Here is an 18,401-nt window from a genome sequence, read left to right as displayed (position 1 = left end):
CGAAGTCGGTCAGACGGGCAGTAGCTGATCGATCACCGCGGCCAGCTGTTTGGCCGACCGGCACTCGTGCATGGTGATGATGTCCTCGTACCGCGGTGTGGCCGAATCACCGCTTCCCCACAGGTGTTTCGGTTCCGGGTTCAGCCAGTGCGCGTGGCGGCTGGCGTTGACCATCCGCGCCAGCAACTCCGTTTCCGGATTGCGGTAGTTGTTGCGTCCGTCGCCGAGCACCAGCAGCGAGCTGCGCGGGGAGAGCGCCGCCGGATACTTGTGCAGGAACGACACGAAGGCGTTGCCGTAGTCGGAGTGCCCGTCGCGGGTGTACACGCCGGCCTCACGGGTGATGCGCTGCACCGCGACCGCGAGATCGGCGTCGGGCCCGAACAACTGGGTCACCTCGTCGGTGGTGTCGATAAAGGCAAAGACGCGAACCCGACTGAACTGTTGGCGCAGCGCGTGAACGAGCATCAGCGTGAAGTTGCTGAACCCGGCGACCGACCCCGACACGTCGCACAGCACGATCAGTTCCGGCCGCGCCGGATGCGGCTTCTTGAGGACGACGTCGATGGGCACTCCCCCGGTCGACATCGACTTGCGCAGTGTCTTGCGCATATCGATCTCTCCCGCCCGGGAACGGCGGCGGCGCGCGGCGAGCCGCGTGGCCAGTGTCCGTGCCAACGGGGCGACCACCCGGCGCATCTGGCGCAGCTGCTCACCGGACGCCCGCAGGAACTCGACGTTCTCGGCGAGCTGGGGCACCCCGTACATCTGCACATGGTCGCGCCCGAGCTGCTCGGCAGTCCGCCGTTTGGTCTCCCCCTCGACCATGTTCCGGAGCTGCGATATCCGTCTCGCGGCCATGGCCTTGGCGATCTGTTCCTGAGTGGGTGTGGGTTCGTCGCCGTATGGCGCCAGCAACCCGGCGAGTAGGCGGCCCTCGAGGTCGTCGAGGCTCATCGCCTTGAGCGCCTGATACGACGAATACGACGGACCCCGGCTGGAGTTGTAGCGGCCGTAGGACTCGACGATCTGGGCGATCATCGCCGTCAGCCGTTCGTCGAGTTCGGCGAGTTCGGGGTTGTCGGTCAACAGCTTCACCAGCGCCTCGCGCATCGCCTCGACGTCCTCGGGCGGCAGGCTCTGCCCGTCGGGGTCGGCGTCCTCGTCGGCGAGCACGGTCTTACCGCCCATCGCGGCCGGGAAGAACAGGTCGAACATCGCGTCGTAGGTGTCGCGATGATCCGGCCGCCGCAGCACCGCACACGCGAGGCCTTCGCGCAGCACCTCCCGGTCACCGAGACCGAGCACGCCCATCACCCGGCCGGCGTCGACCGTCTCGGACGGACCGACCGAGATGCCTTGTTTGCGCAGCGCCTCGACGAACTCGACCAGATGGCCGGGGATCCCGTGCGGGGCGAGCGGCTGTGGCGGTCGGACGCGGCGCGGCGGCATCAGTTCAGCCTTAACTCTCCGGCGGCGCGCTGCTGGTCGGACTGGTGTTTGAGCACCACGCCGAGGGTGGCGGCGATCATCGCGTCGTCGATGGTGTCCATACCGAGCGCCAGTACCGTGCGGCCCCAGTCGATGGTCTCGGCCACCGACGGCAGCTTCTTGAGCTGCATCCCGCGCAGCACGCCGATGATGCGGACGAGTTCGGAGGCGATGTGCTCGGGCAGTTCGGGCACCCGCGAGAGCAGGATGCGCCGCTCGAGGTCGGCATTTGGAAAGTCGATGTGCAGGAAGAGGCACCGCCGCTTGAGCGCCTCGGAGAGCTCCCGGGTGGCGTTCGACGTCAACACCACGAACGGGGTGCGTTCGGCCTTGATGGTGCCCAGTTCCGGCACGGTCACCGCGAAGTCCGAGAGCACCTCGAGCAGCAGACCCTCGATCTCGATGTCGGCCTTGTCGGTCTCGTCGATCAGCAGCACGGTCGGGTCGGTGCGGCGGATCGCGGTCAGCAGCGGCCGCGACAACAGGAACTCCTCGGAGAACACGTCGAGCTTGGTGCGGTCCCAATCGCCCACGTCGGCGGCGTTACCGGCCTGGATCCGCAGGATCTGCTTGGCGTGGTTCCACTCGTAGAGCGCCCGGGACTCGTCGACACCCTCGTAGCACTGCAGCCGGACCAGCTCGGAGCCGGTCGTCTGCGCGACGGCACGGGCGAGTTCGGTCTTGCCGACACCCGCGGGCCCCTCGACGAGCAGCGGTTTGCCCAGCCGGTCGGCCAGGAACACCGCGGTGGCCGTCGCGGTGTCGGGTAGGTATCCGGTCTCGGCCAGCCGGCGCGCGACATCGTCGATGTCGGCGAACAGCGGGGCCGGACGTGCGGGGACACTCACGAAGAAATGCTCCGATCTAGGCAGGGCGGGTGTGGCCGTCTCCCCACACAATCCACTTGGTTGACGTCAATTCTGGCAGACCCATCGGCCCGCGGGCGTGCAACTTCTGGGTGGAGATCCCGATCTCGGCGCCGAAACCGAACTGCTCACCGTCGGTGAACGCCGTCGACGCGTTGACCATCACCGCGGCTGCATCCACGCGTTCGGAGAACCGTTGCGCGGCAGCGAGATCCGTCGTGACAATGGCCTCGGTGTGCCCGGAGCCGTATTTGTTGATGTGCGCGATCGCGGCGTCGACGCCGTCGACCACGGCCAGCGCGATGTCCATCGACAGGAATTCGGTGCGCAGTTCTTCGTCGGTCGGGTCGGCGTGGACGGTCACCCCCGCGTCCTGCAGCGCTTTGGTCAGCCGGGGTACGGCGTGCTCGGCGATGGCGGCGTCGACGAGCAGCGACTCGGCGGCGTTGCAGACGCTGGGCCGTCGGGTCTTGGCGTTGAGCAGGATGGATTCGGCCATGTCGAGGTCGGCCGCGGAGTGCACGTAGACGTGACAGTTGCCCACCCCGGTCTCGATCGTGGGCACCTGCGCGTCGCGGACGACGGCGTCGATCAGGCCGGCGCCGCCGCGTGGGATCACCACGTCGACCAGGCCGCGGGCCTGGATGAGGTGGGTGACGCTGGCGCGGTCGTGGCTCGGCAGCAGCTGCACCGCATCGGCGTCGAGGGCCTCGGCGATCAGGGCGGCGCGCAGCGAGTCGACGAGCGCGGCGTTGGAGTGCGCCGCCGACGAACTGCCGCGCAACAGCACCGCGTTGCCCGATTTCAGCGTGAGCCCGAATGCGTCGACGGTGACATTGGGGCGACCCTCGTAGACGATGCCGACCACGCCGAGCGGTACCCGCTGCTGACGTAGCTGCAGGCCGTTGACCAACGTGCTGCCGCGCAGCACCTCACCCACCGGGTCCGGCAGGCTCGCGACCTGGCGCAGCCCGGCCGCCACCCCGTCGATGCGCTGGGGGTCCAGCGCCAGTCGGTCGAGCATCGCGGCCGGCGTACCCGCAGCCTCGGCTTTCTCGAGGTCCCGCTTGTTGGCCGCGATGATCAGGTGCGCGTCCATGAGCACCCGGTCGGCTGCCGCGCGCAGTGCCTGGTTCTTCGTCTCGGTGGACAGCGTCGCCAGCGCTCGCGAGGCGACCCGGGCCCGGCGGGCGGCGTCGTGGACCTCGGTGCGCAGATCGGGCACTGCGGGGGCGTGCACACTCATCAGTCCAGCGTATCGAAGGTGACGCGGCCACTCGACGCATGTCAGGCCGACGGCTGGTCTAGCGTGGGCCCATGGTGGCGGCGCGAGTCTGCGTGGTGGGCAGCATCAACGCCGACCTGCGTTTCACGGTGCCGTCACTGCCCAGGCCCGGCCAGACCGTGCTCGCCTCCTCGATGTCCTCCTCTCCCGGCGGCAAGGGTGGCAATCAGGCGATCGCCGCAGCACGCGCGGGCGCCGACGTGCGACTGGTGGGCGCGCTGGGTGACGACGCGGCCGCCGGGCAGTTGCGCAGTCACCTGCGCGACAACGGTGTCGGCCTCGACGGTGTCGCGACGATGCCCGGCCCCAGCGGATCGGCCGTCGTGACCGTCGACTCCGCGGCCGAGAACACGATCGTCGTCGCACCCGGCGCCAACGCACACCTGACCCTGAACTCCCCCGCGGTGCGCGCGGTGATCTCGGAGTCCGATGTCGTTCTGCTGCAGCTCGAGATCCCCCTGGCCACCGCGAACGACGCGGCCCGGGTGGCGCGTGCCGCGGGAGCGTTGGTCATCGTGAACGCCTCGCCCGCGGGCGCGCCGCCCCACGAACTGCTGAGGCTTGCCGAAGCGACCGACGTCGTGGTGGTCAACCAGGCTGAGGCCGGCGAATGGCATTGGCATGTACCGCATCTGGTGATCACCCGCGGCGCCCGTGGCGCCAGCTACATCGGCGACGGTGAGCGGTTCGACATCCCGGCACCGACGGTCGAGGCCGTCGACAGCACCGGCGCCGGTGACGTGTTCGCAGGAGTGCTGGCCGCGCACTGGCGCTCCGGCCCTGAAGATGCGCTCCGCCGCGCGTGCACCGCGGGAGCGCTGGCCACCCTGGTACCCGGCGCCGGTGACTGCGCCCCCACCGCTGATGCGATCGACGATGCAATGAGACGACAGGAGAAGCGATGACGACGACGTCAGAAAAAGAGGGGTCAGAGACGAAGGGGTCGGAGCACGGCACACCCCGCCCGCCGGACGGCGACTGGCTGGGCACGCAGTTTCTGCGCTTCACCCGGGAGGGCGCCTTCGGGTTGTGCACGCTCGATCGGCCCGAGGCGCGGAACGCGATGACACCCGCGATGTACTTCGGGATCAAGTACGCCGTGAACCATGTCGGGACGGATCCCGACCTTGCGGGTCTGCTGATCACCGGGACGGGCGACGTATTCGCGCCGGGCGGCGACATGGGCGGCGGCGGCGCGGACAACTGGCTGACCTTCGGCACGGCGCTGGGTATGGATGCGTTGCCGTTCGACACCCTGCGCCAGTCCGCGAAACCCGTTGTGGCAGCAGTGAACGGGCTCTGTCAGGGTGGCGGGCTGCAGATCGCGCTGTGCGCCGACATGGCGGTGGTCAGCGATCGTGCGACGTTCCGGGTGCCGGAGCTCTACCGCGGCATCGCCGACACCTATTACAGCCACATGCTGGCGCGGCTGATCGGGCCGGTGCGCACCCGCGACCTCATGTTCACCGGCCGCACGCTGTCGGCCGCCGAGGCGCTGGACTGGGGCATGGTGGCGCGGGTGGTCCCGCACGACGACCTCCACGACGCCGCACGTGAGGTGCTGACGCAGTGTTGCCGCACGGCCCCCAAGGCCAGGGCGGTGATCAAGTCCAGCATCGACAATTACATCGGCCTCTACGACCGCATCGGTATGCAGTCGAGCCTGGGCGCACCGGAGTCGATCGAAGGGTTCATGGCCTTCAAGGAGCGGCGCTCACCCGAGTGGGTGCATCCGGCGTTGCGAGTGGACGGGCGCTTGTAGGCGTCCGCCGTCGCTCACCTGTGCATTCTGCCGATTCCGAAGGGGTAGAACCCGTATCCGCCGTAATACGGCAGCTGCGCTTGGTAGTCGACCACCGGCGGCCTGGCGACGACCTGAGCGTTGCCCGGTGACTGACACAGCGTGGAGAGCGCTGTTGCCGAGCACGTCGGTCCGCTCGGCGCCGCGTTCGCCAACGGCGCCGCGAAGACCGACATGGCGATGCCGATCGTCAGCACCGCCGTCCGCATCACTTTCCTGTTACGCATGGTCACTCCTGTCGAAACGCTGTCTTCTTCTCTGACTCCAGAGTCGCTGCCGCACTGAGGCATGTCATCGACGCTGCCCTCCATTCGCCGCTACCCGGTAGCAGGCAGTCGCCCCGAGTTCGTGAAGTTCAGCATTACCTGAATTCATGTTCCGATGTATTATCCGGGGGCATGCAGACGGTCATCCGCAGCGATGCGTTGTCCAGATTCGGTTGTGCGCTGTCGGACGCCACGCGCGCGGAGATCCTGCTGATTCTGCGGGACGGCCCGGGCTACCCGTCGGAACTCGCCGATCGCATCGGGGTGTCCCGTCAGATCCTTTCCAACCACCTCGCGTGCCTGCGCGGATGCGGGCTGGTCACCGTGTCACCCGAGGGCCGTCGAAGCCGCTACGAACTGTCCGACCCGCGCATCGCCCACGCGCTCGACGATCTACTCGGCCTGGTGCTGACCGTCGACCCCGCGTGCTGTCCGACCGCCGACGACGAGGCGTGCTGCTGATGGCCACCTCGACGGCTCGTCGTGCCACGTTGACGCGGCGTGTGCGTCTGCTGGTCGCCGCCACAATCGCCTACAACGTCGTCGAGGCGCTCGTCGCGCTGACCGAGGGCGTGCGGGTGTCGTCGTCGGCGTTGGTCGGGTTCGGCCTCGACTCGGTGATCGAGGTGTCGTCCGCGGCCGCTGTCGCGTGGCAGTTCGCCGCACGTGACCCCGAGACGCGTGAGAAGGCCGCGCTGCGCTTCATCGCCTTCTCGTTCTTCGCCCTCGCCGCCTACGTCACCGTCGACGCGGTGCTGTCACTGCTCGGCATGCGCGAGCCGCGCCCGTCACTGATCGGGATCGTCCTGGCCGCCGCGAGCCTGCTCATCATGCCGGTGCTGTCGCTGACACAACGTCGCGCCGGTCGGGAACTCGGATCACTGTCTGCCGTCGCGGATTCCAAACAGACTCTGCTGTGCACATACCTGTCCGCGGTGCTGCTCATCGGCCTGGTACTCAACAGCACGCTCGGCTGGCAGTGGGCCGACCCGGTGGCCGCTCTGGGCATCGCGGCGATCGCGGTGCGCGAGGGCGTGAACGCCTGGCGCGGGGACGCGTGCTGCTGATGGCCGCACCGGTGATCGGGGCCTGCGCGACGGCCGTTGACTCTGCGCGCAGGGCGCACACCACTCGCACTCTTGCGCCCTCAGCGCAGCGTCAACGCCATCAGCTCTCCGGGATCGAGTTCTCGATCTCGTCGAGCCACACCCGTGCCGACATGTCCGACGGCGCGCGCCAGTCGCCGCGCGGGGACAGTGAGCCGCCGGCGGATACCTTGGGGCCATTGGGCAGAGCCGACCGCTTGAACTGGCTGAACGAGTAGAACCGCTGGGCGAACACCTGCAGCCAGTGCCTGATCTCACCGAGCGAGTAGGTCGGCCGCTTACTCTCCGGGTACCCCGTCGGCCAGTCCCCGTGCTCGGCGTCGCTCCACGCGTGCCAGGCGAGGAACGCCACCTTCGACGGCCGGAAACCGTACCGCAAGACCTGGAACAGCGAGAAGTCCTGCAGGACATAGGGTCCGACCTTACCCTCGCTGCTCTGGATCTCCTCGTCCTCACCGGCAGGCACCAACTCCGGGCTGATCTCGGTGTCGAGTACCGACTGCAGTACGTCGTTGACCGTGTCGTCGAACTGCTTCGACGAGATCACCCAGCGGATCAGGTGCTGGATCAACGTCTTCGGTACGCCGCCGTTGACGTTGTAATGCGACATCTGGTCACCCACACCGTAGGTCGACCAGCCCAGCGCCAGCTCGGACAGGTCACCGGTGCCCAGCACGATGCCGCCTCGCTGATTGGCAAGGCGGAAAAGGTAATCCGTGCGCAGGCCGGCCTGGACGTTCTCGAACGTGACGTCGTAGACCTTCTCGCCGCGCGAGAACGGATGGTCCATCTCCTTGAGCATCAGTTCGGCAGTCGACCTGATGTCGATGGTCTCGAACGTCACACCGAGCGCCGCAGCCAACCGCGTCGCGTTGTTCCTCGTGCGCTCACCGGTCGCGAACCCCGGCAACGTGAATGCGAGGATGTCGCTGCGCGGCCGTTCCTCGCGGTCCATCGCGTGCGCCGCCACGATCAGCGCATGGGTGGAGTCCAGCCCGCCCGAGAGTCCCAGCACGATCTTCGGGAAATCCAGCGCGCGCAGACGCTGTTCGAGTCCGGCTACCTGGATGTTGTAGGCCTCGTAGCAGTCCTGTTCCAGCCGCGCGGGGTCGGCCGGCACGAACGGGAACCGCTCCACCTCGCGGCACAACCCGATGTCGTCGGCCGGTGGGTCGAGCGTGAACTCGATCCGCCGGAACGAGTCCTCGTCGATCAGGTGGTGGCGCCGGTTGTCGTCGAACGTGCCCATCCGGACGCGTTCGTTGCGCAGCAGTTCGACATCGACATCGGCCACCGAACGCCGCACCCCCTTCGGGAACCGTTCGGACTGGGCCAGACACACGCCGTTCTCCCAGATCATCGTCTGCCCGTCCCAGGCCAGGTCCGTCGTCGACTCGCCCTCCCCCGCCGCGGCATACACGTATGCCGCCAGGCACCGCGACGACGCCGAGCGCGCGTAGAGGTTGCGATCCTCCGCCCGCCCGATCGTGATCGGACTGCCGGACAGGTTGGCCAGCACCGTCGCCCCGGCCAGCGCCGCCTCGGCACTCGGCGGTACCGGAACCCACATGTCCTCGCAGATCTCGACGTGGAGGACGAACGCGGGCAGATCAGCGGCCGCGAACAGGAGGTCCGGCCCGAACGGCACCTCGTCACCACCAAGCCGGATCTCGCCTCGTTCCTCGTCGCCCGCGGCGATCTGGCGCTTCTCGTAGAACTCGCGGTAGTTGGGGATGTAGGACTTCGGCACCACGCCCAGGATCCGGCCGCGGTGGATCACCACCGCCGTGTTGAACACCCGGTTGCGGTGGCGCAGCGGCGCGCCGACCACCAGCACCGGCAGCAGGTCCGCCGACCGGCCGACGATGTCGAGCAGCGCCGACTCGACCGCTTCGAGCAGCGCGTCCTGCAGCACGATGTCCTCGACGGAGTAGCCGGTCAGCGTCAGCTCGGGGAACACCGCCAGAGCGACACCGTCGTCATGGCACGCGTGTGCCAATGCCAGCACCGACTTGGCGTTGCCCGCCGGGTCGGCCAGAGCGGTCGTGTGGGTGCACGCGGCGACGCGCACGAAGCCGTGCCGGTAAGCCGAGAAAAAGTTCATGCCACATTGTTGCCCGCCATCAGTTCGGGGTATGCGGGCGCCATGAGTAGGACCTCCGTATTGATCATCGACATGATGAACACCTATGACCATCCCGACGCCGACAAGCTGATCCCGAACGCTGCCGAGATCGTCGATCCGATCGCCAGGCTGGTCGACGAGGCGCACCACCGGGACGACGTCGACCTCATCTACGTCAACGACAACTACGGCGACTTCAGCGCGGAGTTCACCGACATCGTCGACTCGGCCCTCGGTGGAGCACGGCCCGATCTGGTGAAGCCGATCGTCCCGCAGCCGGGCAGCCGCCTGATGACGAAGGTCCGGCACAGCGCGTTCTACGCCACCCCCCTGGCCTATCTGCTGAGGCAGCTCCAGCCGGAGCGTGTCGTCCTGACCGGTGAGGTCACCGAGCAGTGCATCCTCTACACCGCGCTCGACGCGTATGTCCGGCACTTCCAGGTGGTCGTCCCCCCAGACGCGGTCGCCCACATCGACGACGGCCTGGGCGAGGCCGCGCTGAAGATGATGGAGCAGAACATGAGCGCCGAGCTGATCCCGGCCGCGGACTGTCTGAACTGACGCCCCGCCGAAAGGCCGGCCGTAGTCTGGACAGGGTGGAATCACCGGAACTGGTCGCGCTGCTCGCCGGCCGCCGCGTCGCGGTACTCACGGGCGCGGGAATGTCGACCGACTCCGGTATCCCGGATTACCGCGGACCCGACTCCCCGCCCAGCAATCCGATGACCATCCAGCAGTTCACATCCGACCCGGCGTTCCGCCAGCGGTACTGGGCACGCAATCACGTCGGCTGGCGGCACATGGCGGCCACCCTGCCCAACGCCGGCCACCGTGCGCTGGCCGCCTTGGAGCGCTCCGGGGTGGTCAGCGGGCTGATCACCCAGAACGTGGATCTGCTGCACACGAAGGCCGGCAGTCGGAACGTCGTCGACCTGCACGGCACGTACGCGCGGGTGATCTGCCTGGACTGCAGCCACACCATGGCGCGCGCGGCTCTCGCCGAACTGCTCGAGGCGGCCAACCCCGGCTTCCTCGAGCGCGCAGAAGCGGTGGGCGGGATCGCGGTCGCGCCGGACGCCGACGCCGTGATCGGCGATACGGGCAGCTTCCGCATCGTCGACTGCCCGGCCTGCGGCGGCATGCTCAAACCCGACATCGTCTACTTCGGGGAGAGCGTGCCCAAACCGCGGGTGGAGCAGGCCTTCGCGATGGTCGAGGACGCGGACGTGCTGCTGGTGGCGGGCTCGTCGCTGACGGTGTTCTCCGGCTACCGGTTCGTCCGGCACGCCGCGGCCCGCCAGATGCCGATCGCGATCGTCAACCGCGGCCCCACCCGCGGGGACGACCTCGCCACCGTGAAACTCGACAACGGCTGCTCACCGATGCTGGCGCTGCTGGCCGACGAACTGCCCGCGCTGGCGCGTTCGGCTTAGATGGGCGGGGTGCCCGCACTTCTCGAGCAACTCAGACCAGGCCCCGGCGCAATCGACGGACGATGGGCGGCCGGCATCGGCGACGCGCTGGCCCGGCTGACACCGGGACCCGAACCGCTCCGCGACCTGCTTCGGCTGCTGAACCACTTCGGCGGGGTGGCCATCAGCGGGGAGGAGATGGAGTTCGACGGCGACGCCGCGCAGTGGTCGGACGTCAAGGAGATCGAGACGCACAAGCTCGCCGGCTATCTGCTCTCCGGCGCCCTCGACAAGCAGATCGGCAAGCTCCCGCTGCCCTGGTTCCCGTTCCGCGGTGTCGCACTCGGCGTCGCATCACAGGCCGTGCTGACGCTGATCGTCGCGACGGTCGACGGTGTGTTCCGCGACGCGTTCGACGTGGCCATCCCCGCCGAGGTGCACTACCGCGGGCTGTTGCGTGAACGGACGCTGGCACCGGGCATGCTCGCCACGGTTCTGCTCGCCGATCCCGCGGTGCGCAACGCCCTCATCGCGACCGCCGAGTCACACGGCGTCGAGGTCCGGTCAGACCGCGACGAGGTCGTCGGCGTGGACAGCCGGTCTGCGCATGTCGGCGGGTAGCGCGGAGGTCGAACGGCCCAGCATGGTGGCGAGTTCGGTCGCGTCGTAGGCGACCACCCCGCGGGCCACCATCGTCGCATCGGGCGCCCGCAACTCGACGACGTCGCCGGCGTAGAACCGCCCCGACACCGAGGTGATGCCCGCAGGAAGCAGTGAACGCCGCTGTCCCACAACGGCGTTGACCGCCCCCTGGTCGAGGGTGAGCGCACCGGCGGATTCGGCGGCATACCGCACCCAGAACCGCCGCGACGACATCCGTTCGGCGCGTGGGGCGAACACGGTGCCCACGGACGCGTCGGACAGTGCGGTGGCGGCGTCGGCGGCAGCGGCGAGCAGCACCGGGACGCCCGCGTCGGCGGCCAGCAGTGCCGACGACAGCTTCGAGGCCATGCCACCGGTTCCCAGAGTGCTGCCGCGCCCGGCCACCACCCCATCGAGGTCACCCGGGTCGGCCACCTCGGAGATGAAGCGCGCGTTGGACTTTCGAGGGTCGGAGTCGTAGAGGCCGTCGATGTCGGAGAGCAGCACCAACGCGTCCGCACCGACGAGGTGGGCCACCAGCGCCGAAAGCCGGTCGTTGTCGCCGAACCGGATCTCGTTGGTCGCCACGGTGTCGTTCTCGTTGACGATCGCGACCGCGTGCAGGGCCCGCAGCCGGTCCAGCGTGCGTTGAGCATTGGTGTGCTGTGCGCGCATCGAGATGTCGTGTGCGGTCAGCAACACCTGCCCGACGGTGCGTTCGTAGTGGGCGAAGGCGGTGCTCCACGAGTTGATCAGCGCGACCTGCCCCACGCTGGCGGCGGCCTGTTTGGTCGCCAGATCCGTCGGCCGCTTCGACAGCCGCAACGGTTCGATACCCGCGGCGATGGCGCCGGATGACACGATCACCACATCGGAACCGGCCCGCATCCGCTTCTCGATCGCCTCGACCAGGGTGGCCAGCCGGTTGGCGTCGAACACCCCGCTGGGGGTGGTCAGCGCGGTGGTGCCGATCTTGACGACGACGCTACGCGCGGTGCGGACGGCCTCGCGGTGCCGGGAAGGCGCGTCGGTCACTCCTCACCGCCGGGCTCGTCGCCGGACTGGCGGCGCTCCCGCCGGGCGATCTTGCGTTCGGCGGCCGAAATGCGGTCGGTCTGCTCGAGCCGGAGGTCGGTGCCGCGCCCGGACATCTGCACATCCACGCCGGCCGGTGTCTGCGGTTCCCAGTCGAATGTCACGTCGCCGATCGTCACCGCGCATCCCGGCTTGGCGCCGAGCCGCAGCAGCTCGTCTTCGACACCGAGGCGGGCCAACCGGTCGCCCAGGTAGCCGACGGCCTCGGCATTGTCGAAATCGGTTTGGTTGATCCACCGTTCGGGGCGGGCGCCGCGCACCACGAACCCACCCTCCCCGTCGGGCTGAACGGAGAATCCGGTCTCGTCGACGGCGATGGGCCGGATGATCGGGCGGCGCGGCACGACCGGCGGCTGCGCCTCGCGGTAGGCGCTGACCATGTCCCACAGCGCGAAGATCAACGGCCGCAGACCTTCTCGCGTCACGGTGGAGACCGCGAACACCGGCCAGCCGAACCGCTCTGAGATCTCGTCGCGGAGGAAGTCGGCCAGTTCCCGGGCGTCGGGCACGTCGATCTTGTTCAGCACCACCGCACGTGGGCGATCGGCGAGGTCGCCCAGCGTCGAGTCGCCCTGCAATGTGGGGCGGTAGGCAGCCAGTTCGGCTTCGAGCGCCTCGATGTCGGAGACCGGGTCACGGCCGGGTTCCATGGTCGCGCAGTCGATGACGTGCACCAGCACCGCGCAGCGTTCGATGTGGCGCAGGAATTCCAGGCCGAGCCCACGTCCTTCGGAGGCGCCGGGGATCAGGCCGGGCACGTCGGCCACGGTGAAGGTGTGCTCCCCTGCCGAGACCACGCCGAGGTTGGGCACCAGCGTGGTGAACGGGTAGTCGGCGATCTTCGGCTTGGCCGCCGAGATCGTCGAGACCAGTGAAGATTTACCCGCCGAGGGGAAACCGATCAGGCCGATGTCGGCGACCGTCTTCAGCTCGAGGGTGAGTTCGCGGATCTGACCCTTCTCGCCCAGCAGCGCGAACCCGGGAGCCCTGCGGGACCGGGAGGCCAGCGCCGCGTTGCCGAGGCCGCCGCGACCGCCGGCCGCGGCTTCGAACCGGGTGCCCGCGCCGACGAGATCGGCCAGCACGCGGCCCTCTTCGTCGAGTACGACGGTGCCGTCGGGCACCTTGACCTCGAGATCCGAGCCGGCCGCGCCGTCGCGGTTGCTGCCCGCGCCCTGTTTACCGGACGGGGCCACGACATGCGGATGGAAGTGGAAGTCGAGCAGGGTGTGCACCTGCGGGTCGACGACCAGCACGATGCTGCCGCCGCGTCCACCGGTACCGCCGTCGGGACCCCCGAGCGGTTTGAACTTCTCGCGGTGCACAGAGGCGCAGCCGTTGCCACCGTTGCCCGCCTTCGCGTGGATGACGACGCGGTCGACGAACCGGGGCATCAGGACTTACCTCTCACCGAACGTGAAGCTGCTGCGAGTATCCCGGGGGAAATTCGCAGCAGCTTCACATTGGCGTAAGTCCCGGGTGGTGTCAGTCCCGAACGACCGGAACGATGTTGATCGTCTTGCGGCCGCGCCGGCTGCCGAACTCGACAGAGCCCGGAGCGGTGGCGAACAGCGTGTCGTCGCCGCCGCGGCCGACGTTCACTCCCGGATGGAAGTGGGTGCCGCGCTGCCGCACGAGGATCTCGCCGGCCTTGACGACCTGGCCGCCGAAACGCTTGACGCCGAGGCGCTGGGCATTGGAGTCACGACCGTTGCGCGAACTGGACGCGCCCTTCTTGTGTGCCATGTCTACGCCTCCGCTACTTGATGCCGGTGACCTTCAGGACCGTCAGCTGCTGACGGTGGCCCTGACGCTTGTGATAGCCGGTCTTGTTCTTGAACTTGTGGATCCGGATCTTGGGGCCCTTGGTGTGCTCGAGCACCTCACCGGTGACCGCGACCTTGGCCAGGTCATCGGCCTTGGTGGTGACGTTGGCCCCGTCGACGACCAGAGCGACCGGCAGCGACACCGACGCGCCCGGCTCGGTGTCGAGCTTCTCGACCTTGACCACGTCACCAACGGCGACCTTGTACTGCTTGCCGCCGGTCTTGACGATTGCGTAGCTCGCCATCGTGTCCTAGTCCTCTTCCGTAGCCGTTACGCGCACTGCCTTACCCGGAGGTTGCGTGCGCGGGTCTGGGTGCGGGTGTCGATTCGATCCCACCGCCGCCGGCAGTGAGCCTGGCGGCAACTGGTCAAGGGTACGTGACCAGCAGGTAAAGGGTCAAACCGCCTACTCGCCGCTGGGCGGACCCGCCGGACGTGCCGCAGCACGCCGCCGCGGACGCCGCACGGGCGCCGCGATCACCTCGGGTTCCTCCAGTTCGTCGTCTTCCTCGGGCTCGTCATCAGACTCATCAGGCGCGTCGTCCTCGGAGTCCTCGGAGTCCTCGTCATCGTCCTCGGAGTCCTCGTCGTCGTCGATGACCTCGATGTCGTCGTCTTCGTCGTCTTCATCGTCGTCGTCGTCGAGTTCGATCTCGTCGTCCTCGGACTCATCGGAGTCGTCGTCCGAATCCTCGTCCGAATCCTCGTCCGAATCCTCGAAGTCCTCGTCGTCGAGTTCTTCGGCGACGGCGTCGTGCACCTTCTCCGCGTCGGCCTCGAGAATGCGGGGCGTCTCGTCGGCCGAGTCGTCGTCGGAGTCCTCGTCGTCCTCGGGATGTCCGCCGGTGGCGGCGGCCATCGCCTTGAACATCGGGTGCTCACCTGCGGGGTGCGGCGGGACCTTGACCACCGGCACCTCCTCGGGCTTGGCAGCCTTCTTGCCGCGCTTACTGCGCCGGCCGGTGCCCGGTTCGGACTTGCGACCGTTGCCCGCCGAAGCATTGTCGATCGGATCGCCGTGCAGCACGATCCCGCGGCCCCCGCAGTGCGGACACGGGGTGGAGAACGCCTCGATCAGTCCGGTGCCCAGGCGTTTACGGGTCAACTGGACCAGGCCCAGCGACGTCACCTCGGACACCTGGTGGCGCGTGCGGTCACGGCCCAGCGCCTCGGTCAGCCGCCGCAGCACCAGATCACGGTTCGACTCGAGCACCATGTCGATGAAGTCGATGACGATGATGCCGCCGATGTCGCGCAGCCGGAGCTGGCGGACGATCTCCTCGGCGGCCTCGAGGTTGTTGCGGGTGACGGTCTGCTCGAGGTTGCCGCCCGACCCGGTGAACTTGCCGGTGTTGACGTCGACGACCGTCATCGCCTCGGTGCGGTCGATGACCAGGGTGCCGCCCGACGGCAGCCACACCCTGCGGTCCATGGCCTTGGCGAGCTGCTCGTCGATGCGGTGCACGGCGAACACGTCCGGTCCGTCATTCCCGCCGGCCGGTTCGTACTTGGTCAGCCGCGGCATCAGGTCGGGGGCGACGGACTCGACGTAGGAATTGATGGTGCTCCAGGCTTCGTCACCGGACACGATCAGCCCGGAGAAGTCCTCATTGAACAGGTCGCGGATCACCTTGACCAGCACGTCGGGCTCTTCGTACAGCGCGACGGCCGCGCCGGCCTTCTTACCGGTGATCTCGGTGGCTTTGGCCTCGATCTGCGTCCACCGCTCCTGCAGCCGGTTCACGTCGGAGCGGATGTCGTCTTCCTTGACACCCTCGGACGCGGTGCGGATGATGACGCCTGCGTCGGTGGGCACCACCTCGCGCAGGATTTCCTTGAGCCGTTGCCGCTCGGTGTCGGGCAGTTTGCGGCTGATCCCGGTGGACGATGCGCCCGGCACGTAGACGAGGTAGCGGCCGGCCAGCGACACCTGCGTCGTCAGGCGGGCGCCCTTGTGTCCGACGGGATCCTTGCTGACCTGGACGACGACATAGTCGCCGGGTTTGAGCGCCTGTTCGATCTTGCGGTTCTGGCCCCCGAGGCCGGCGGCCTCCCAGTTCACCTCACCGGCGTAGAGCACGCCGTTGCGGCCGCGGCCGATGTCGACGAACGCCGCCTCCATCGAGGGCAGCACGTTCTGCACGATGCCGAGGTAGATGTTGCCGACCAGCGACGCCGACGCCGGCGACGTCACGAAGTGCTCGACGACGACGCCGTCCTCGAGGACCGCGATCTGGGTATAGCGCGCACCTTCGTGCGGCGGTTCGGTGCGGACCTTGTCGCGCACCACCATGACGCGTTGGACGGCTTCGCGGCGGGCGAGGAATTCGGCCTCGGACAAGATCGGCGGGCGCCGCCGTCCCGCGTCGCGACCGTCACGACGGCGCTGCCGCTTGGCCTCCAACCGCGTCGAACCGCTGATGCCCTGGATCTCGTTGTCGCCACTGTCGGTCGACTTGCTGCCGCGCTCGCGCGGCGGACGCTCGTGCACGACGGTGTTGGGCGGATCGTCAGGTGAGGCGTTGTCGGAGTCGTCCGACGCGCCGGACTTGCGCCGCCGCCGACGGCGCCGCCTGCGCGAGCTGCCGTCACCGCCCGCGGCGTCCTCGTCGGATCCTTCGTCGTCGCAGTCGTCGGAGTCGTCGGAGGTGTCCTCGTCGGACTCGGCCTGACCGTCGGTCTTCGGCTCAGCGCCGTCGGCGGCGTCGAGATCGCCGTTTTCGTCGCTCTGCTCACCACGGCCACGCCCGCGGCCGCGGCGTCCGCGCCGACGCCTCCGTGCGGCAGGCCGCTCGGATTCGTCGTCGTCGTCGGAGTCGGCCGACGCGCCCGTGTCGTCGTCCTCATCCTCGTCGTCGTCGTCTTCGTCGACGGGTTCGAACCGCACCGGTTGGGGCGCGACGAAGAGCGGCAGGTAGTCCGCCCGCTCGACGGTGGCCGTCTCGAGGATCAGCCGAGACTCCGGCTCCTCGTCGGCGTCCAGACCGTCGGCGTCGGGGGTTTCGGGTTCGGGCTGGTCGTCGGCGGCGACCTCGACCGACACCTCGACGGTCTCGACCGCCACTTCGGAGATCTCCGGGACCGCGGGGGCCTCGGCGGTGGCCGCTGCCTCGACGGCCGGGGCTTCAGCAGCCGGGGCTTCTACGGCGACGGCTTCGGCCGGGGTGTCCCCGTTGGCCGCGAGCACTTCGCGCACCTTCTCGGCCTCGGTCTTGTCGATCGTCGAGTGCGCGCTACGTGCGCGTCCGTCGAGTTCGGTCAGCGCGTCGAGGACACGCCTGCTGGTGGTGCCCAGCACGCGGGCCAGCGAATGCACCCTCAGGCGTTCGGGAAGTCTTTCTCGAGGCTGAGCCTCTTGTGAAGAGTCCGTTGAGTCTTGGGCTTGAGTATTTTCACTGTCGGCCACGTATTCTCCTCAAGCCCCCGGGCGCGTCGTATCGACGCGGCCACGCGAGGGCTTCCGCTGTTGTACCCGGTAGGACTTCCCCGGGCTTGTGTGGTCTCGCTCCAAGGGGCCCCAGGTCAGAACCCACTCAGTGCCTGGCTGAATGACGGCTGGACGGTCGGCGCCGCACCGCGGTAGCGGTGGTCGCGCACGTCTAAGTCTTCATTCGGGCGACGAACTCTGGTTGAAGTCCGGCTACCCGCGACCAGTATCCCATACGACGCGGCGCCGGCCGACCAGGCGCCGCCACAACGTCAGCGGCCGGGGAACCAGAGTTCGATCTCGCGGACCGCGGAGTCCGGCGAGTCGGAGCCGTGCACCAGGTTGTCCTGGGTCACCAGGGCCAGGTCACCGCGGATGGTGCCGGGTGTGGCCTTCTCTACGGGATCGGTGGCGCCGGCGATCTGACGGAACGCGGCCACGGCGCGCGGGCCCTCCACGATCGCGGCGACCACGGGCCCGGAGGTGATGAATTCCAACAGCGAACCGAAGAACGGCTTGCCCTCGTGCTCGGCGTAATGGCTCCGCGCCAGATCGTCGCTGACCGTCTTCAGCTCGAGAGCCGCGATGGTCAGGCCCTTCCGCTCGATCCGTCCGAGGATTTCCCCGACGAGGTGCCGTTGCACGCCGTCGGGCTTGATCAGAACCAGGGTCCGCTCAGTCACGGCGCACAGCGTACTGCAGCACGCGGGCCGGTCAGTCCTGGGCGCTCTGCTGGCCAGGCAGCAGCCCGCGCTGCTCACGCCGTCTGACCTCGGCGCGCAGGTAGACGATCAGCCCCCAGACGGCGGCGAACACCACCCCGATGAAGCCGATCGCCGCGTCGACCAGGAAACCCGCGATCAGCACCGCCTGCAGCCCGAAGTTCACCCACAGCGCCCAGGGCCGCCCCTGGACACCGCAGAGCAGCACCAGCACGACGGCGAAGCAGATCAGGAAGCCGCCGCTCGTCGCCTTGAAGCCGCCGTCGGAGAGGGACACCACCGGCAGCGCCAGCAGCACCACGATGGCCTCCAGGATCAACGTCCCGGCCATCACGC

Annotated in this window: 19 protein-coding genes; 7 read left to right on the top strand and 12 right to left on the bottom strand. The window is 68.5% G+C overall.

Translation table 11 applies throughout. The annotated features are described in order from the left end of the window. Positions 1-9: 9 nt before the first annotated feature. From I7X18_RS10340 to I7X18_RS10330, 3 genes are read right to left on the bottom strand one after another with little or no spacing between them, the layout of a single operon-like run. Positions 10-1,452, bottom strand: coding sequence for a vWA domain-containing protein (locus I7X18_RS10340; protein ID WP_193047175.1), 1,443 nt, complete (start codon positions 1,450-1,452; stop codon positions 10-12). Then, positions 1,452-2,339: an AAA family ATPase gene (locus I7X18_RS10335; RefSeq protein ID WP_193047174.1), complete on the bottom strand. Its 888-nt coding sequence runs from the start codon at positions 2,337-2,339 to the stop codon at positions 1,452-1,454. The genes I7X18_RS10340 and I7X18_RS10335 overlap by 1 nt, the downstream gene beginning before the upstream one ends. Before the next feature lie 16 nt (positions 2,340-2,355). Continuing rightward, on the bottom strand, positions 2,356-3,603 hold the full coding sequence (locus I7X18_RS10330) for a glutamate-5-semialdehyde dehydrogenase (RefSeq protein ID WP_193047173.1): 1,248 nt from the start codon (positions 3,601-3,603) through the stop codon (positions 2,356-2,358). A gap of 71 nt (positions 3,604-3,674) precedes the next feature. Between I7X18_RS10330 and I7X18_RS10325 the strand changes: the two genes are divergently transcribed. Together I7X18_RS10325 and I7X18_RS10320 are read left to right on the top strand one after the other, a co-directional pair. Further along, on the top strand, positions 3,675-4,547 hold the full coding sequence (locus tag I7X18_RS10325) for a ribokinase (RefSeq protein WP_193047172.1): 873 nt from the start codon (positions 3,675-3,677) through the stop codon (positions 4,545-4,547). Then, complete coding sequence (locus I7X18_RS10320; RefSeq protein WP_193047171.1) at positions 4,544-5,404, top strand: enoyl-CoA hydratase/isomerase family protein; 861 nt, start codon at positions 4,544-4,546, stop codon at positions 5,402-5,404. Before I7X18_RS10325 ends, I7X18_RS10320 begins: the two co-directional genes overlap by 4 nt. A gap of 14 nt (positions 5,405-5,418) precedes the next feature. On the opposite strand, the gene I7X18_RS10315 is transcribed toward I7X18_RS10320, so the two are convergent. Beyond that, positions 5,419-5,670 carry a hypothetical protein gene (locus I7X18_RS10315; RefSeq protein ID WP_193047170.1) on the bottom strand — a complete coding sequence of 84 codons (252 nt, stop codon included), beginning with the start codon at positions 5,668-5,670 and terminating at the stop codon, positions 5,419-5,421. A 171-nt stretch (positions 5,671-5,841) separates the two neighbouring features. On the opposite strand from I7X18_RS10315, the gene I7X18_RS10310 reads away from it, so the two are divergent. Together I7X18_RS10310 and I7X18_RS10305 are read left to right on the top strand one after the other, a co-directional pair. Further along, entirely contained in the window at positions 5,842-6,171 is a 330-nt protein-coding gene (locus tag I7X18_RS10310) for an ArsR/SmtB family transcription factor (RefSeq protein ID WP_193047169.1), read from the top strand. Next, a complete protein-coding gene (locus tag I7X18_RS10305; protein ID WP_193047168.1) occupies positions 6,171-6,776 on the top strand; it encodes a cation efflux transmembrane domain-containing protein in 606 nt (201 codons plus the stop codon). The genes I7X18_RS10310 and I7X18_RS10305 overlap by 1 nt, the downstream gene beginning before the upstream one ends. A gap of 100 nt (positions 6,777-6,876) precedes the next feature. On the opposite strand, the gene I7X18_RS10300 is transcribed toward I7X18_RS10305, so the two are convergent. Next, the gene (locus I7X18_RS10300; RefSeq protein WP_193047167.1) at positions 6,877-8,919 is read right to left on the bottom strand and encodes an NAD(+) synthase; all 2,043 of its coding nucleotides are present in this window, start codon (positions 8,917-8,919) and stop codon (positions 6,877-6,879) included. A 42-nt stretch (positions 8,920-8,961) separates the two neighbouring features. On the opposite strand from I7X18_RS10300, the gene I7X18_RS10295 reads away from it, so the two are divergent. The 3 genes from I7X18_RS10295 to I7X18_RS10285 are packed head-to-tail and all read left to right on the top strand — an operon-like array spanning position 8,962 to position 10,973. Next, positions 8,962-9,501, top strand: coding sequence for a cysteine hydrolase family protein (locus I7X18_RS10295; protein ID WP_193047166.1), 540 nt, complete (start codon positions 8,962-8,964; stop codon positions 9,499-9,501). A gap of 35 nt (positions 9,502-9,536) precedes the next feature. Further along, the gene (locus tag I7X18_RS10290) at positions 9,537-10,373 is read left to right on the top strand and encodes an NAD-dependent protein deacetylase (RefSeq protein ID WP_193047165.1); all 837 of its coding nucleotides are present in this window, start codon (positions 9,537-9,539) and stop codon (positions 10,371-10,373) included. 9 nt (positions 10,374-10,382) lie between these two features. Continuing rightward, positions 10,383-10,973, top strand: a complete 591-nt coding sequence (locus tag I7X18_RS10285; protein WP_226863891.1) for a hypothetical protein — start codon at positions 10,383-10,385, stop codon at positions 10,971-10,973. Here the strand turns inward: I7X18_RS10285 and proB are convergent. The 7 genes from proB to I7X18_RS10250 form a co-directional block, all read right to left on the bottom strand. Next, the gene (proB, locus tag I7X18_RS10280; protein ID WP_193047163.1) at positions 10,917-12,029 is read right to left on the bottom strand and encodes a glutamate 5-kinase; all 1,113 of its coding nucleotides are present in this window, start codon (positions 12,027-12,029) and stop codon (positions 10,917-10,919) included. The two genes, I7X18_RS10285 and proB, sit on opposite strands and share 57 nt — an antisense overlap. Continuing rightward, positions 12,026-13,483, bottom strand: coding sequence for a GTPase ObgE (gene obgE, locus I7X18_RS10275; protein ID WP_193047162.1), 1,458 nt, complete (start codon positions 13,481-13,483; stop codon positions 12,026-12,028). The genes proB and obgE overlap by 4 nt, the downstream gene beginning before the upstream one ends. A 91-nt stretch (positions 13,484-13,574) precedes the next feature. Further along, positions 13,575-13,835: a 50S ribosomal protein L27 gene (gene rpmA / locus I7X18_RS10270; RefSeq protein ID WP_193047161.1), complete on the bottom strand. Its 261-nt coding sequence runs from the start codon at positions 13,833-13,835 to the stop codon at positions 13,575-13,577. A 13-nt stretch (positions 13,836-13,848) separates the two neighbouring features. After that, positions 13,849-14,160 carry a 50S ribosomal protein L21 gene (gene rplU, locus I7X18_RS10265; RefSeq protein WP_193047160.1) on the bottom strand — a complete coding sequence of 104 codons (312 nt, stop codon included), beginning with the start codon at positions 14,158-14,160 and terminating at the stop codon, positions 13,849-13,851. Positions 14,161-14,322: 162 nt separating this feature from the next. Next, entirely contained in the window at positions 14,323-17,322 is a 3,000-nt protein-coding gene (locus tag I7X18_RS10260; protein WP_193047159.1) for a ribonuclease E, read from the bottom strand. Between the two features lie 293 nt (positions 17,323-17,615). Next, positions 17,616-18,026: a nucleoside-diphosphate kinase gene (gene ndk, locus I7X18_RS10255; protein WP_193047158.1), complete on the bottom strand. Its 411-nt coding sequence runs from the start codon at positions 18,024-18,026 to the stop codon at positions 17,616-17,618. Positions 18,027-18,057: 31 nt separating this feature from the next. After that, positions 18,058-18,396 carry a DUF4233 domain-containing protein gene (locus I7X18_RS10250; RefSeq protein ID WP_193047291.1) on the bottom strand — a complete coding sequence of 113 codons (339 nt, stop codon included), beginning with the start codon at positions 18,394-18,396 and terminating at the stop codon, positions 18,058-18,060. Positions 18,397-18,401 lie beyond the last annotated feature (5 nt).

Source organism: Mycolicibacterium baixiangningiae (genome assembly GCF_016313185.1).
Taxonomy (GTDB): domain Bacteria; phylum Actinomycetota; class Actinomycetes; order Mycobacteriales; family Mycobacteriaceae; genus Mycobacterium; species Mycobacterium baixiangningiae.
Note: the sequence above shows the minus strand (reverse complement) of the source record. Positions and strands in the feature narration are given on the sequence as shown.